This window comes from Rhodococcus sp. DK176, assembly GCF_038447315.2.
In the GTDB taxonomy this organism is placed as follows: domain Bacteria; phylum Actinomycetota; class Actinomycetes; order Mycobacteriales; family Mycobacteriaceae; genus Rhodococcus_F; species Rhodococcus_F jostii_A.
In genome coordinates this window covers 6,030,598-6,044,870 of the sequence record NZ_CP118321.2, presented here as the reverse complement: position 1 = coordinate 6,044,870, position 14,273 = coordinate 6,030,598, and the positions used below count along the sequence as shown (strand labels likewise).

Sequence of the window (14,273 nt, the reverse complement as noted above, 5' to 3'; positions counted from 1 at the left end):
TGCGGGCCGCGCGGCTCTTCGTCGGGTGTACATAGTTAGTTAGCCTATGTAATGTGTTTCCCATGGACGACGACACACGGCTGCAGAGCCTGCTCGTCGACCTGGTCACGAATTCTCACCGATTCACCAGGCTCGCGAGCTCCTTCGGATCCGAGGCTCACCCCCGGCCGTGGACACGTGCCCTCGCCCTGCTCGACGACCAGGGCGAGATTCGGATCAGCGAGTTCGCCCGCATCGACCGATGCTCGCAACCGTCCGCCACCGCCCTCCTCCAGAAGCTGGCCGATCGCGGATACGTCGCCCGCCGACCCGATCCGGAGGACGCCCGGGCAGTCCGGGTGTCCATCACGGACCTGGGCCGCGAATGGCTGACCGTGGCCCGCAACGAGATCGCGGGTGCACTCGCCCCGCACTTCGCGGACCTCGAACCCGAGCAACTCGAACGACTGACACAGGGCCTGTCGGAACTGCGCTCGATCGTCAAGTCGTCGGCGCGCGCCTGACCACCCATCCACACCCCGACGTACATCGAAGGAGGTGGCCGTGAGCACCACGACCGCAACCGTCACGAACAGCACATCCAGCGAGGCTCCACCGAGCCTCCTCCACCAGCCGAAGTCGGTGTGGGCAGTCGCCTTCGCCAGTGTCATCGCGTTCATGGGCATCGGGCTCGTCGACCCGATCCTCAAGCCGATCGGCGAACAACTCGACGCCACGCCGTCCCAGGTGTCGCTGCTGTTCACCAGCTACATGCTGGTCACCGGTGTCGCGATGCTCATCACCGGCGTCGTGTCGAGCCGGATCGGCGCCAAGAAGACCCTCCTCACCGGACTCGCCGTCATCGTCGTGTTCGCGGCGCTGGCAGGCAGCTCCGGCACCATCGGGCAGATCGTCGGCTTCCGCGCCGGCTGGGGACTGGGCAACGCCCTGTTCATCGCCACCGCGCTCGCCGCCATCGTCGGCGCGGCCAGCGGCGGCGTCGCCCGGGCCATCATCCTCTACGAGGCCGCGCTGGGCATCGGCATCGCCGTCGGCCCGCTGGTCGGTGGTGTCCTCGGCAACATCAGCTGGCGCGCACCGTTCTTCGGCGTCGCAGCCCTGATGGCCGTCGCGTTCATCCTCATCGTCGTGATGCTGCCGTCCGCGCCCAAACCGGAACACCGCACGTCGATCGCCGCGCCGTTCCTCGCCCTGCGCCACCGCGGCCTGCTCACCGTCGCGATCACCGCACTGCTCTACAACTACGGCTTCTTCACACTGCTCGCGTACACACCGTTCCCCCTCGACATGGGCACATACTCGATCGGATTCATCTTCTTCGGGTGGGGCCTGGCGCTGGCCGTCGCGTCGGTGTTCCTCGCCCCGCGGCTGCAGCGGCGCTTCGGCACGCTGCCGATGATGATGCTGGCCCTCGCGCTGTTCGCCCTCGACCTCGCCATGATGGCCGCATTCACCGACAACAAGACCGTGCTCGTCGTCGGTGTCGTGCTCGCCGGGCTCTTCTTCGGTGTCAACAACACGCTCATCACCGAGACCGTCATGATCTCCGCACCCGTCGAGCGGTCGACGGCGTCCGCGGCGTACAGCTTCGTCCGCTTCGTCGGCGGCGCGGCCGCACCGTGGGTCGCGGGCAAGCTCGGTGAGAGCAACATCCACATGCCGTTCTGGGTCGGCGCCGTGTGCACCGCCGCCGCGATCATCGTGCTCGCGACCGGACGCAAGGTCCTCGCCCACGTCGACGAGCACGATCCCGAACCGCACAGCGTCGAGGAAGCACTGGCCGTCACGGTCGCCGACGCCGACTGACCACCCCACGCGAGTGGCGAAGCGTGCCTCGGCACACTTCGCCACTCATGTGTGCGGTCAGAGATTCAGGTCGGGGAGACCCAGGAGCGAACGGTACTCGAGACCCTCGGCCGCGATCACCTCGTCGGCACCGGTAGCGCGATCGACGACGGTCGCGACACCCACGACGATCGCCCCGACGTCGCGCAACGCCTTCACCGCGGTGAGCGGAGAGTTGCCCGTGGTCGTGGTGTCCTCGACGACGAGGACACGCTTGCCGACGACGTCCGGCCCCTCGATCTGCCGCTGCATGCCGTGCGCCTTCGCGGCCTTGCGCACCACGAACGAATCGATCGGCCTGCCCGGGGCGTGCATCACGGCCATCGCCACCGGGTCGGCACCCATCGTCAGTCCGCCGACGGCGTCGAATTCCCAGTCCGCCACCAGTTCACGCAGCAACTTCCCGATCAGCGGGCCCGCCTCGTGATGCAGCGTGGCGCGGCGAAGGTCCACGTAGTAGTCGGCTTCCTTGCCCGAAGACAACGTCACCTTGCCGTGCACAACAGCCAGCTCACGCACCAACGCGGCCAAATCCTCGCGATCACTCATGCCCGAAACCCTACCCACCTCTACGTGCGGGCACGCCCCCGGCCGAACACGTTGGTCAACCTTCGGACCAGACTCTTCGGGACGAGGCGACCGGCAGTCGTCAGCACCTTGTACTGGAGACCGGGAATGCTCACGACCTTGCCGTCCTCGAGGTCGGCCAGCGACGCCGCGACCACCTGGTCGACGCTCAGCCACATCGGCTTCGGAATCGAACTCATCTCGATGCCCGCGCGCTCGTGGAACTCGGTGCGAATGAACCCCGGGCACAGCGCCTGGATCCGCACACCCGTGCCGCCCAGCCCGTTCGCCAATCCCTCGGAGAACGAAATCACGTACGCCTTGCTCGCCGAATAGGTCGATCCCCGCCCGGACAGCAGGCCGGCGACGCTCGCCACGTTGATGACGGTGCCGTTCGCCGACGCGATCATCGTGGGAAGCGCCGCGCGGGTCAGCTGCATGACGGCGGTCACGTTCACGTCCAGCTGGGACTGCAACAGCTCCGGCGTCGCCGTCCAGAATTCGCCCGACGTGCCGAATCCGGCGTTGTTGACCAGCACCTCGACACCCTTCCCGAGGCGCTGCGCCACTTCCTCGCGCCCGGACGCCGTCGCCAGATCGGCCTGCAGGATCTCGGACTCGGTGTCGAACAACGCCTTCATCTCGTCGGCGAGGGCCTGCAAGCGGGATTCGTCACGCGCGACGAGCACGAGGTCGTAACCGAGAGACGCGAACTTCCTCGCGAAACCGGCACCGAGCCCCGACGTCGGGCCGGTGACGAGGGCAACGGGTCGGGCGGAACTGGGGGGCGTCGACATACCGGTGACGGTAGCAAGGCGCTGCGCGCCTGTGCGCGGTTAACGAGTCCCAGGACTCGTCAGGCACTCACGGGCGCGGAGCGCCGGGGGCCGGCGGGCGAGGAGTGCCGGGGGTCTGCTGACGGGGAGCGCCGGGGGCCGGCGGGCGGGGAGCGCCTGGGGTCTGCTGCCGGGGAGACGCCGGACGCGCGGGACGCGCCTCGGGGGGAGCGCCTTCCCGCAGTCGCGGCCGGCTCGGGTCGTGGTGGCCACGGTCGAGTCCCCGCGGTTCGGTGATCGGGGGCAGGACGTGCAGGATGCCGGACAGCCGGGCGACGGCCTCGATGGCCGAATCCCACTCGCGTCCGCTGCTGCCGATGGGCAGCGAACCGAGGGTCCACTCGCCCTCGCTCCACAGCATGTTCACGTGCGGCGGCACCGACTCGGTGAACGCCACCATGCGCTGATCGCAGACCCTGCGGGCGATTTCGAGGTCGGTGGCGAACACGACCCGCGGTCCGATGGCACCGAGGAGTTCGAGATCCGAGTCCTTCGGCGGCGGGGTCGACTTGAGGCGCAGGTCGATGTCGACGTCTGAGCCCACACGGCGGCGCACGGCGACGATGGTCGCGGTCTCCTCGAGGTCGAACAGAATGAACGACTCGCCCCGGCGTTCGCCCTTCACCACATCGATGGCGCTGAGGTACTCCTGCTTGGCCAGCGCGGCGCGATGGAACTGGCCGGGCAGCTTCTCTTCGACGTTGTCGTATGTGTAGCCCTGGGCCTTGGCCCAGATCTGCCGCACCCGACCTGTCTGATCTCGACGCGAGCGATCGAAATAGAGCAGCGCGCACGCGCCTGCGAGTGCGATCAACGCCAGTACGAACCACATTCCCGTCATCGGTGATCAGCCTAGCGAGTCGACGCCGTTACGAGGCGAAGCGGTACCCGGACACCCCGTGTCGGTTTTGCCCGGACCCATCGTCTCAGTTACCGCCGAGCTTCGGCAGCTCGGTGCTGATGATCGTCTCGGCCATCATCGTGCCGTTCTCGACCTTCGTTCCCTGCACCATCACGGTGAACCCGGGCTTCAGATCGGCGACCGTGGTGCCGTCGAGTGCGATCACGTTGGTCTGCGCGTTGGTCTGAACCGTCAACCGGGAACCGCCGAGGGCGTCCAGGGTGAGTGTGGAGCCGTCATTGGCGCTGATCGTTCCGAACGCGGCGCCCGCAGCGCCGATGGCCTCGCCGATTCCGCCGGGAAGTTGATCGAGCGGCGACTCCGACGTGGTCGACGGCGGCGGTGTCGTCTTCGGCGGCGCTGTCGTGGCGGGCGGACGGGACGTGGTCGGGCCTGCGGCCGTGGTGCTCGAGGAGTTGTTGGGCGCGGACGTGACGAGGGCGACACCGAAACCGATGACGGCGATCAACAGCAGTGCGGCTGCCGTGGCGGCGATCCAGGTGCCGATCCGCCGGGGCTTCTTCTCCTCGGGATTCTCCGCGACCGGCGCCTGGTACTGCGAGCCCGGGTACTGGGGGTTCGGGTACTGCCCCGTCGGATACCCGCCCTGGTACTGCTGGGCGTCGTACGGCGGGTACGCCTGCGTGGCGTTCGGCGGCGGAGCCTGCGGGTCGTACCGCGGATCGTAGGTCGGGTAGGCCTGGGTGGGATTGGGCTGGTTCTGCCCGTACGCAGCGGTCGGATCGGACGTGTAGAACTGCTCGGTCGGCCTGCCTGCGTCACCCAGGTGCTCGGTGCGCTGCTCAGCCGATCCGAGGTGCTCGGTCGGCTGGTCCTGTCGCGACCATGCCTGGGTGGGGTCCTCGTCACCAGCCCTCGACGCGGAATCGTCGGGGGTCCACGACTCCGTTCCGTCGTACGCACGTTCCTGTGGGGTGCGCGGGTCGTCGGGGTTCGTCATGATCGGCCCCTCCCTCGGGTTCGTCTGGCCGGTGTGCTGCGGTTACGGACGGTCCAGGGTAACGGCGAAACTTAAGACGTCGCTGTGAAAACACAGGTGAGTGGCACGGCGTGCGGGAGCACACCGCGCCACTCACCCACGGATCAGCCGAGGACGAGCGCGTCCCCGGTCTCGGACACCTTCACGGGGACGGTGTCGCCGTCCTTGACGTCACCGGCGAGCAGCAGCTTCGCCAGCTGGTCGCCGATCGCCTGCTGGATCAGCCGGCGCAGCGGCCTGGCCCCGTACATGGGGTCGTAGCCGCGGACCGCCAGCCAGAAGCGGGCCGAGTCGGATACATCCAGCGTCAGCCGCCGCGCCGCGAGCCGGCGGGACAGCTGGTCGAGCTGGATGTCGACGATGGACTCGAGCTGCTCTTCCGTGAGCGACTCGAAGATCACGACGTCGTCGAGCCGGTTGATGAACTCCGGCTTGAACGCGTGCCGCACCGCATCCATCACCTGCTCCCGCGATCCACCCGCACCGAGGTTGGACGTGAGGATCAAGATGGTGTTGCGGAAGTCGACGGTGCGTCCCTGACCGTCCGTCAGCCGGCCTTCGTCGAGGACGGCGAGCAGGATGTCGAACACGTCGGGGTGCGCCTTCTCCACCTCGTCGAACAGCACCACCGTGTACGGACGCCGTCGCACGGCCTCGGTGAGCTGGCCGCCCGCCTCGTACCCGACGTATCCGGGCGGGGCGCCGACGAGCCGGGCCACCGAATGCTTCTCGCTGTACTCGGACATGTCGATGCGGACCATGGCGCGCTCGTCGTCGAACAGGAAGTCGGCGAGGGATTTCGCGAGTTCAGTCTTGCCGACGCCGGTGGGCCCGAGGAACAGGAACGAACCGGTGGGCCGGTTGGGGTCGGCGACTCCGGCGCGGGCGCGGCGAACCGCATCCGATACGGCGACGACGGCCTCTTCCTGGCCGACGACCCGCTTGCCGAGTTCGGATTCCATCCGCAGCAGCTTGGCGGTCTCGCCCTCCATCATGCGGCCGGCCGGGATGCCGGTCCATGCCGCGACCACGTCTGCGACGTCGTCGGGACCCACTTCCTCCTTGAGCATGACGTCGCCGTCGGCGGCGGCGCCGGACTCGCGGGCCGCCTGCTCGAGTTCCTTCTCGAGCTGCGGGATGCGGCCGTACCGCAGCTCCGCGGCCCGGCCGAGGTCGCCGTCGCGTTCGGCGCGTTCCTCCTCGCCGCGCAGCGTCTCGAGCTGCTCCTTGACCCCGCGCACGGAGTCGATGGCTTGCTTCTCGTTCTGCCAGCGGGTGGTCAGCTGGTTGAGCTTCTCGCGTTCGTCGGCCAGTTCCTGCCGCAGCTTTTCGAGCCGGTCCTTCGACGCCGCGTCGGATTCCTTCTGCAGCGCCATCTCCTCGATCTCGAGCCGGCGGACGATGCGTTCGACGGTGTCGATCTCCTCGGGTCGCGAGTCGATCTCCATCCGCAGCCGGGACGCGGCCTCGTCGACGAGGTCGATCGCCTTGTCCGGCAGGAACCGGGACGTGATGTAGCGGTCGCTGAGCGTGGCGGCGGCGACGAGCGCGGAGTCGGTGATGCGCACACCGTGGTGCACCTCGTACCGCTCCTTGAGCCCGCGCAGGATGCCGACGGTGTCCTCGACGGAGGGTTCACCCACCAGCACCTGCTGGAAGCGACGTTCGAGGGCGGCGTCCTTCTCGATGTACTTGCGGTACTCCTCGAGCGTGGTCGCGCCGACGAGCCGCAGCTCACCTCGGGCGAGCATCGGCTTGATCATGTTGCCCGCGTCCATCGCGGACTCACCGGTGGCACCCGCACCGACGATGGTGTGGAGCTCGTCGATGAACGTGATGACCTGACCGGCCGAGTTCTTGATGTCGTCGAGGACGGCCTTGAGTCGCTCCTCGAACTCGCCGCGGTACTTGGCGCCCGCCACCATCGATCCGAGGTCGAGGGAGATCACGGACTTGCCGCGCAGCGATTCGGGAACGTCGCCTGCGACGATGCGCTGGGCGAGTCCCTCGACGATGGCGGTCTTGCCGACACCGGGTTCGCCGATCAGCACCGGGTTGTTCTTGGTCCGGCGGCTGAGTACCTGCACGACGCGGCGGATCTCGTTGTCGCGGCCGATCACCGGGTCGAGCTTGCCGTTGCGGGCCAGCGCGGTGAGGTCGGTGGAGTACTTCTCGAGCGCCTGGTACGTCCCTTCCGGATCCGGGCTGGTGACGCGCGCACTGCCGCGGACCGTAGTGAACGCATCACGCAGCGCCTCGGGGGTGGCGCCGTGCCGCTTCAGCAGTCCGGCCACGTCCGACTCACCCGAGGCGAGACCGACCATCAGGTGTTCCGTCGACACGTACTCGTCGTCGAGTTCGGTGGCGAGGTGCTGTGCTGCGGTGAGTGCGGCGAGGGCCTCGCGGCCGAGCTGCGGTGTGGTCGTGGCGCCCGTCGTCTTGGGCAGCCGGTCGACGAGATCCTGCCCTTCACGATGGACCACGGTGGGATCGACGCCGACCGCCTTGAGTAGCGGGGCGGCGATGCCGTCGGTCTGGTCGAGCAGGGCCACGAGCAGGTGCGCGGGCCTGATGTCGGGATTACCGGCCGACGACGCCGACTGGAGCGCAGCGGTCATCGCGGCCTGGGTCTTGGTGGTCGGATTGAACGAGTCCACTGTTCACCTCTTCTGGCGTTGTAGAGCGGTCCGCCGCCTGCGGCCGAGTGGCACGTGGCGACGCTGTCATCTTTTTAACGCGCGAAGGGTTGAGTCTGTTCCGCTCAACTTTGAAAATTTTCCGCTACACCCATTCTGTCGCCCCGCGACGCTTCGCGGGGCGGGATGTCAGGCCCCGATCGCGGCCGCCATCGTCGGCCAGGACGCGGACAGGTCGTCGCGCCAGTACCCCCACGAGTGTGTTCCGACCGGCCGGAGGTCGACCGTGGCCGGAATGTCCAGGGCGCGGAGTTTCTCCGCCAGCCGCATCGTGCAGTCGTTGGTGACGGCCTCGATGACACCACCGACCACGACCTGCGTCGCGAGGTTGCGGCGGTCGCCGCCGACGGTCCGGGCGTCGAGAGTGTCGTACGGTCCCGGCAGCCCGCTGCCGTTGGAGATGTAGAGGGTGGTCCCCCGGAGCTTCTCCGCGTTGACGTACGGATCGTTCGCGGCCCACAGCGGATCGTTGGCCGCACCCCACATGTTCTCGGGGTTGCCGCCGAAGTCCGACACCGTGATCTCGACGAACCGGCGCGCCACCGGGTCGCTCGTCATCGCGCACCCGCTGTACGCCCCGACGCTCTGATACAGCCCGGGCTTGGAGATCGCGAGGTTGAGCACGCTGGTGGCCGACATGGACAGCCCGGCGATGGCGTTCTTCCCGGTCGTCTCGAGCGCCGAGTCGACGATGGGCGGCAGTTCCTTCGTCAGGAACGTCTGCCACTTGTTCCGCCCGAGTTCGGGATCGTCCTGCTTCCAGTCCGCGTAGTAACTGGACTGGCCACCGAACGGGATGACCACGTTGACGTCCTTGTCGGAGAAGAACTTCTCGATGTCCGCCTTCTGCTCCCAGCCGAACTGCTCGGAGTTCCCCTCGACGCCGCCGAGCATGTAGACGGTGGGACGCTTCTCCGACGCGGCCCGGATGACCCGGACGGTGATGTCCTTGTCCATGGCGGTCGAGTGGACGGTGAAGCTCATCTGCGATTCACCCACCGGGGTGACTTCGATCAACCGCGAACCGTCGGGCGCCTCGTCGGCCGAGATCGACTCGATCGTCGTCCGTGGTTCCGCCGAGACGACGCTTCCGCCGCTGATCACCGTCAACATCACGGCCGCCACGACGGCGGCGGCGGTCCGGCGAACCCGGACCGAACCGGCCACCCCCGGACGAAACCGACCCCGATCCCGCACACAGCCAACTCTCATGGGCCCCCCTCGGTAACGCCGCCTGTTTACTGGATGCATCGTGCCTTGCCGGTGGTCACAGCTCAATGGCGACCCACCGAAATACCGGGGGCGAACGCCCAACCGGCCGTTGCCGTAACCCCGGGTCCGCGCGCGGGACGGCTAGAATGCGGGTGTTCGAATCAGCAGGCACGGAGGCAGGGGACGGCTTGACACGAGATTGCCTCGATCCGCTCGTGATTTCGCGTCTGCGCGCCAGCTTTTCGTCGATCGTGTCCACCGAACACGGACGCAACCGGCTCACCACCACGTTCTACGCCACCCTGTTCGCCGAACACCCCGAATTCCGCGCGCTCTTCCCTGCTGCGCTGGATCAGCAGGGCCACCGCCTGTTCCAGGCACTGCAGTTCGTCATCGACAACCTCGACGACGAGGGCCGGGTCCTCGGTTTCCTGAGCCAGCTCGGCCGCGACCACCGCAAGTACGGCGTCGAGGGCAGGCACTACTTCGCGTCGGGCAATGCGCTGCTGGTCTCCGTGCAGAGCTCCTTCACCCAGGCCATCTGGACACCCTCGCTGACCGCGGCCTGGACGGAACTGCTCGACCTCCTCCTCCACACGATGGCCGACGCCGCGGACAACGACGACCTGCCCGCCGCGTGGGGCGCCACCGTGGTCGATCACGAACGCCGCCTCGACGACCTCGCGATCGTCCGTCTCGAGACCGACTCCCCCATCCCCTACGGTGCGGGCCAGTACCTCAGCGTCCAGATCCCGCAACGGCCCCGGATGTGGCGGTATCTGTCGGCGGCCATCCCCGCCAATCCGTACGGTCAGCTCGAGTTCCACGTGCGCCGCGTGTCGGGTGGGTGGGTGAGCCCCGCCATCGTGAACGAGACGCAGGTGGGCGACCGCTGGCTGCTCAGCTCCCCGCTCGGTGGCCTCGAGGTCGACCGCGACAGCGGGCAGGACGTCCTGATGATCGGTTCGGGGACGGGCATCGCGCCGCTGCGCGCCCAGGTGATGGAAATGGCGATGCGGTCGAACAATCCGCGGGTCCACATGTTCGTGGGCGGCAAGTACCCGTGCGATCTGTACGACATCGAGACCCTGTGGCATCTGTCGCTGAGCAATCCGTGGCTGACCGTGGTTCCCGTGTCGGAGGAGGACGAGGACCCGTGGTGGCACACGATTCCCGCTCCGGAGGCGCCGCCGGGATTGCATCAACGACTCCAGGGGCAGCTCGGCCGCGTCGTCGCCCGGTTCGGGTCGTGGGCGGACCGGCAGATCCAGATCTCCGGTTCGCCGGCGATGATCAAGACCACCGTGTACGCGTTGCAGGGCGGCGGTACACCGCCCGAACTGATCCGGCACGACCCCCTGATCTAGTTCCGCAGCCGTCCCCGCCCATCCGCCATCCGGTTCGACCGTCGGGAGAACATCACGCCATGCAAGCCACGCAGACCACCTGGACCAGCACCGTCGTCGAGCATCACCGTCTGCGGCACGACCTCGCCGTGATCCGCCTCGTCGGTGATTACGTCCCGTTCGTGCCGGGGCAGTACGTGGACGTGAGCGTGCCCCAGAACCCGCGGCTGCTGCGCAGACTCTCCCCCGCTCTGCCGCCGTCGTTGGACGGCAAGCTCGAATTCCACGTTCGGACGGTTCCCGGCGGCTGGGTCAGCGGCGACATCGTCACGGGGACGTCGCCCGGCGACCACTGGCAGATCCTCGAACCGCGCGGCACGATGTCCGTCGACGAGGACGGGCCGGACGTCATCATGATCGCCGGCGGCACCGGCCTGGCCCCGTTCCGGTCGATCCTGCTGGACCTGTCGCGCAGGCCGAATCCGCCGCGGGTGTTCCTGTTCACGGGCGATCGGACGCCGCGCGATCTCTACGCGTCGGACATGCTCTACCTGCTGCTGCAGGATCTGCCGTGGCTCACCGTCATTCCGGTGGTGGAGAACGTCGTGAATCCGGACTGGACCGACGAATGGTACGAGCACACCAGAGTGGACGTGGGGTTCACCGAGGACGATCTCATCGAGGGCTCACTGCCCGACGTCGTGACGTCCTACGGCGCGTTCACCGAGCACCAGGTGCTGGTGTGCGGTTCGGCGGCGATGGTCCGCGCCACCCTCGACCGTCTCCGCGACACCGGGACGCCCACGGCGAACATTCAGTTCGACCCGTACTGAGCCTTCGGGTCAGTAGGACGGATCGTGCCGGATGTTTTCCGGCGGAGTGCCCGCCGCGTGCAGCCGGAACTTGGTGGTGTTGATCATCGCGTCGGAGCCGACGAGCTGGATGTCGCGCTCGGCCCACGTCCCGAAGTCGGCGACGACCTGCCCCACTTTGCCGGTCAGCCGGCGGTGCATGCCGGGCAACGCGGCGCTGCTCGGGCCGGTGTACCACCACGGGTCCTCGTCCTCCTCGGTGACCGGGACGACGGTCAGCCACGGATTCTGCTCCGCGAGTGCCCACAGGGTGCCCAGGTCGTAGAGGTCGCAGGGGTACCGGCCGGCGAAGAAGAGGTGGACGCGGCGGTCCTGTCCGCGTTGCGACATCTGGAGGATCTGCGCGCGCAGCGGGGCGATGCCCGTCCCCGATCCGATCATGAGGATGTCGCGACTGTTGCCGTAGCGGACTCCCAGGTCGCCGAGCGGGGATCCGATCGCCCACCGCTCACCCACGAGGGTCTGGCTGACGATGGCGGGGCTGACCCAACCGCCCGACACCCGTCGGACGTGGAACTCGATGATGCCCTGGTCGTTGGCGGGGTTCGCCGGTGACAGGTACCGCCACATCCGGGGACGCGACGGCACCTGCACGCTCACGTACTGGCCGGCGGTGTAGGTCATCGGCTCGTCGAGTTGCAGGCGGACGATCGACACGTCCTTGCGGACCTGAAGGTGCTCGATCACGGTCGCGCCCCACGCCGGCGGGCCGCTCTCGGCGTTGGCCGCATCCATCATGGTGGCGGCGACGACGGCGAGGACGTCGCGCCACGCCTGCTCGAGTTCGTCGGTCCACGGCTCGGTCGAGGGGAACTGCTCGACCGCGGCGATCAGGGAGTTGCCGACGGCGACGTAGTGCGCGTCCTCGATTCCGTACTTGCGGTGGTCGCGGCCGAGCTGGGCGAGGTAGGCGAGGATCTGCCCGGATTCCTCCTCGAGCCGTTCGATCACGTACTGGACGGCGGAGATCAACCGGTCGCGCTGCGCGTCCATGGCCGCGGGGAAGAAGTCCCGGGCGTCGGGATACCGCGCGAACAGCAGGGCATAGAAGGACCGCGACAGAGTCTGAGGCCCGTCCGGCACCGCCGCGATAGCCTTGAAACTCGACCGGACCAGCGATATTGCCTGTGAATCCACCGCGCATCCTCGTCACCGACCGAACGCGGCCCCGCCGCGAAGTACTTGGGCAGACTATAGGCGCGGGCGCCACGCCGCAGACCAGGTCCCTTGTTTCCTGCCCTGGTAGTGCTATCCGACCGCTCGGTCTGCACTTTCCCAGTACCGGGAGCGCAGCGCCTTCTTGTCCAGTTTTCCGAGCGGGGTCAGCGGCAGCGCGTCGACGAAGTCGATCGATTTGGGGGCGTGCACCGATCCCTTCGCGGCCCGTACCCGTTCGACGAGTTCGGCGGCATCGACCGTCTGCCCGGCCCGTAACACGACGCACGCCTTGACGGCCTCGCCCCACTTCTCGTCCGGAACGCCGACCACCGCGACCGAGCCGACGGCGGGATGCGCCGAGATGACGTCCTCGATCTCCCGGGGGAACACGTTGAATCCGCCGGTAACGATCATGTCCTTCTTGCGGTCGACGATCGTCATGAAACCGTCTTTGTCCCTGCGCGCGACGTCGCCCGTGTGCAGCCAGCCACCGCGGAACGCCTCGGCGGTCTCGTCGGGCTTCTTCCAGTACCCCTTCATGACCAGCGGGCCGCGGACGCAGATCTCGCCGAGCTCACCTTGCGGGACCTCGTTCAGGTCGTCGTCGAGCAGGGCGACGTTCAGCCAGGGCACGGGACGCCCGCACGTCGCGAGCCGGCTGGGATCGTCCGCGAGGTGCTCTTCCTTCCGCAGCACCGCGATGGTCATTCCGCATTCGGTCTGGCCATAGAACTGGAAGAAGATCTGGCCGAACTTCTCGATGCCCTCCTTCAACCGGGCCGGCGACATCGCCGAAGCGCCGTAGAACAGCGTCTGCAGGCTGGACACGTCCCGCTTCGGCAGGTCGGGGTGATCCATCAGCAGGTAGATCATGGTGGGGACGAGCATCGTGGCCGAGATCTTGTGCTTCTCGATCGCCTCGAGGACGGCACCGGGCTCGAACGCGGGCAGCACGATCAGCGCGCCACCACGCAGCAGGGTCGGGATGAAGAACGCGGCGCCGGCGTGCGACAGCGGCGTGCAGATGAGGAAACGCGGTTCGTCGGGCCACTGCCATTCGGCCATCTGGATCTGATTGAGCGTCGCGCCGGACTGGTACGAGCCGACGACGCCCTTGGGCTTGCCGGTGGTGCCGCCGGTGTAGACCATGCTGCTGTTGTCGTCGGCGGCCACGTCCGCCGCCCGCAGGCGTCGCGGGGTGAACGTCTCGGCGAGCGCGAGAATGTCGGTGCCCACTTCGGACGGCCCCAACGACAACACGTTCTCGATCGAGGGCGACTGCGCCACCAGTTCGGCGGCGCGCTCCTCGAAGGCGGTGGGATCGAAGATCAACGTCTGGATCTCGGCGTCGCCGACGATGTACAGATGGTCGTCGAGCGAGCCCATCGGGTTCAGCGCGCTGGCGCGGCATCCGGAGATCATGGTGGCGCCCATGCTGATGAGCACTTCGGGCCTGTTCTTGGACAGCATGGCGGTGCTCGTGCCCTTACCGATTCCGAGCGAAGCCAGTGCCTGCGCAAAGCAACTGATCTGATCGCGCATCTCACCGCCGGTGAGGACGACGTCGCCGAGGTAGAGCGCAGGCTTGTCGGAGTTGCGTTCCAGTGCAGTGATGAGGAGGTCTGCAGCGAAGGCGGGTCGATGCAGATCTGCGAACTCGTCGGTCATCTGTAATCCTTCTACTCCCGCGACGCCGAGGCGCGTGGTCCGGCGGCCTGGATTTTCTGTGTCCTGGGTCACCGACACCCTAACCGGAAACCGGCAAAACTGAAACCTGTTCCACCTAGCTCGCGGGTGCCGACGGCAACTCCGCGCCGGAACACGTCCGATAACGTGAGGT

Annotated in this window: 12 protein-coding genes; 4 read left to right on the top strand and 8 right to left on the bottom strand. The window is 67.7% G+C overall.

The genetic code is table 11. The features are described from left to right. Positions 1-62 precede the first annotated feature (62 nt). Together PSR88_RS28055 and PSR88_RS28050 are read left to right on the top strand one after the other, a co-directional pair. A complete protein-coding gene (locus PSR88_RS28055; RefSeq protein WP_009478779.1) occupies positions 63-503 on the top strand; it encodes a MarR family winged helix-turn-helix transcriptional regulator in 441 nt (146 codons plus the stop codon). Between the two features lie 34 nt (positions 504-537). Further along, positions 538-1,806: an MFS transporter gene (locus PSR88_RS28050; RefSeq protein WP_016883554.1), complete on the top strand. Its 1,269-nt coding sequence runs from the start codon at positions 538-540 to the stop codon at positions 1,804-1,806. 57 nt (positions 1,807-1,863) lie between these two features. On the opposite strand, the gene pyrE is transcribed toward PSR88_RS28050, so the two are convergent. The 6 genes from pyrE to PSR88_RS28020 form a co-directional block, all read right to left on the bottom strand. Beyond that, complete coding sequence (gene pyrE / locus PSR88_RS28045) at positions 1,864-2,394, bottom strand: orotate phosphoribosyltransferase (RefSeq protein WP_011597696.1); 531 nt, start codon at positions 2,392-2,394, stop codon at positions 1,864-1,866. A 20-nt stretch (positions 2,395-2,414) separates the two neighbouring features. Further along, entirely contained in the window at positions 2,415-3,209 is a 795-nt protein-coding gene (locus PSR88_RS28040) for an SDR family NAD(P)-dependent oxidoreductase (RefSeq protein WP_009478777.1), read from the bottom strand. 67 nt (positions 3,210-3,276) lie between these two features. Beyond that, positions 3,277-4,080, bottom strand: a complete 804-nt coding sequence (locus PSR88_RS28035; RefSeq protein ID WP_016883555.1) for a hypothetical protein — start codon at positions 4,078-4,080, stop codon at positions 3,277-3,279. 94 nt (positions 4,081-4,174) lie between these two features. Next, entirely contained in the window at positions 4,175-5,110 is a 936-nt protein-coding gene (locus PSR88_RS28030) for a DUF5666 domain-containing protein (protein ID WP_011597694.1), read from the bottom strand. Between the two features lie 143 nt (positions 5,111-5,253). After that, a complete protein-coding gene (gene clpB / locus PSR88_RS28025; protein ID WP_009478774.1) occupies positions 5,254-7,806 on the bottom strand; it encodes an ATP-dependent chaperone ClpB in 2,553 nt (850 codons plus the stop codon). 168 nt (positions 7,807-7,974) lie between these two features. Next, a complete protein-coding gene (locus tag PSR88_RS28020) occupies positions 7,975-9,012 on the bottom strand; it encodes an alpha/beta hydrolase (RefSeq protein WP_009478773.1) in 1,038 nt (345 codons plus the stop codon). A 191-nt stretch (positions 9,013-9,203) separates the two neighbouring features. Here PSR88_RS28020 and PSR88_RS28015 point away from each other — a divergent pair, with 191 nt between their 5' ends. Both PSR88_RS28015 and PSR88_RS28010 read left to right on the top strand, forming a co-directional pair. Beyond that, positions 9,204-10,424: a globin domain-containing protein gene (locus PSR88_RS28015; protein ID WP_009478772.1), complete on the top strand. Its 1,221-nt coding sequence runs from the start codon at positions 9,204-9,206 to the stop codon at positions 10,422-10,424. 59 nt (positions 10,425-10,483) lie between these two features. Continuing rightward, positions 10,484-11,236, top strand: a complete 753-nt coding sequence (locus tag PSR88_RS28010) for an FAD-binding oxidoreductase (protein ID WP_016883557.1) — start codon at positions 10,484-10,486, stop codon at positions 11,234-11,236. Between the two features lie 9 nt (positions 11,237-11,245). Here the strand turns inward: PSR88_RS28010 and PSR88_RS28005 are convergent, their stop codons facing one another. Together PSR88_RS28005 and PSR88_RS28000 are read right to left on the bottom strand one after the other, a co-directional pair. Beyond that, positions 11,246-12,412, bottom strand: a complete 1,167-nt coding sequence (locus PSR88_RS28005) for an FAD-binding oxidoreductase (protein ID WP_009478770.1) — start codon at positions 12,410-12,412, stop codon at positions 11,246-11,248. Between the two features lie 111 nt (positions 12,413-12,523). Then, positions 12,524-14,101, bottom strand: a complete 1,578-nt coding sequence (locus PSR88_RS28000; protein ID WP_016883558.1) for an AMP-binding protein — start codon at positions 14,099-14,101, stop codon at positions 12,524-12,526. Between the last annotated feature and the right edge of the window lie 172 nt (positions 14,102-14,273).

What these genes read in the sequence shown, in the direction of transcription:
- PSR88_RS28015 (WP_009478772.1), top strand. Translation starts at nt 9,204, where the DNA reads ATGCGGGTGTTCGAATCAGCAGGCACGGAGGCAGGGGACGGCTTGACA.
- PSR88_RS28055 (WP_009478779.1), top strand. Translation starts at nt 63, where the DNA reads ATGGACGACGACACACGGCTGCAGAGCCTGCTCGTCGACCTGGTCACG.
- PSR88_RS28010 (WP_016883557.1), top strand. Translation starts at nt 10,484, where the DNA reads ATGCAAGCCACGCAGACCACCTGGACCAGCACCGTCGTCGAGCATCAC.
- PSR88_RS28040 (WP_009478777.1), bottom strand. Translation starts at nt 3,209, where the DNA reads ATGTCGACGCCCCCCAGTTCCGCCCGACCCGTTGCCCTCGTCACCGGC.
- PSR88_RS28030 (WP_011597694.1), bottom strand. Translation starts at nt 5,110, where the DNA reads ATGACGAACCCCGACGACCCGCGCACCCCACAGGAACGTGCGTACGAC.
- PSR88_RS28000 (WP_016883558.1), bottom strand. Translation starts at nt 14,101, where the DNA reads ATGACCGACGAGTTCGCAGATCTGCATCGACCCGCCTTCGCTGCAGAC.
- pyrE (WP_011597696.1), bottom strand. Translation starts at nt 2,394, where the DNA reads ATGAGTGATCGCGAGGATTTGGCCGCGTTGGTGCGTGAGCTGGCTGTT.
- PSR88_RS28035 (WP_016883555.1), bottom strand. Translation starts at nt 4,080, where the DNA reads ATGTGGTTCGTACTGGCGTTGATCGCACTCGCAGGCGCGTGCGCGCTG.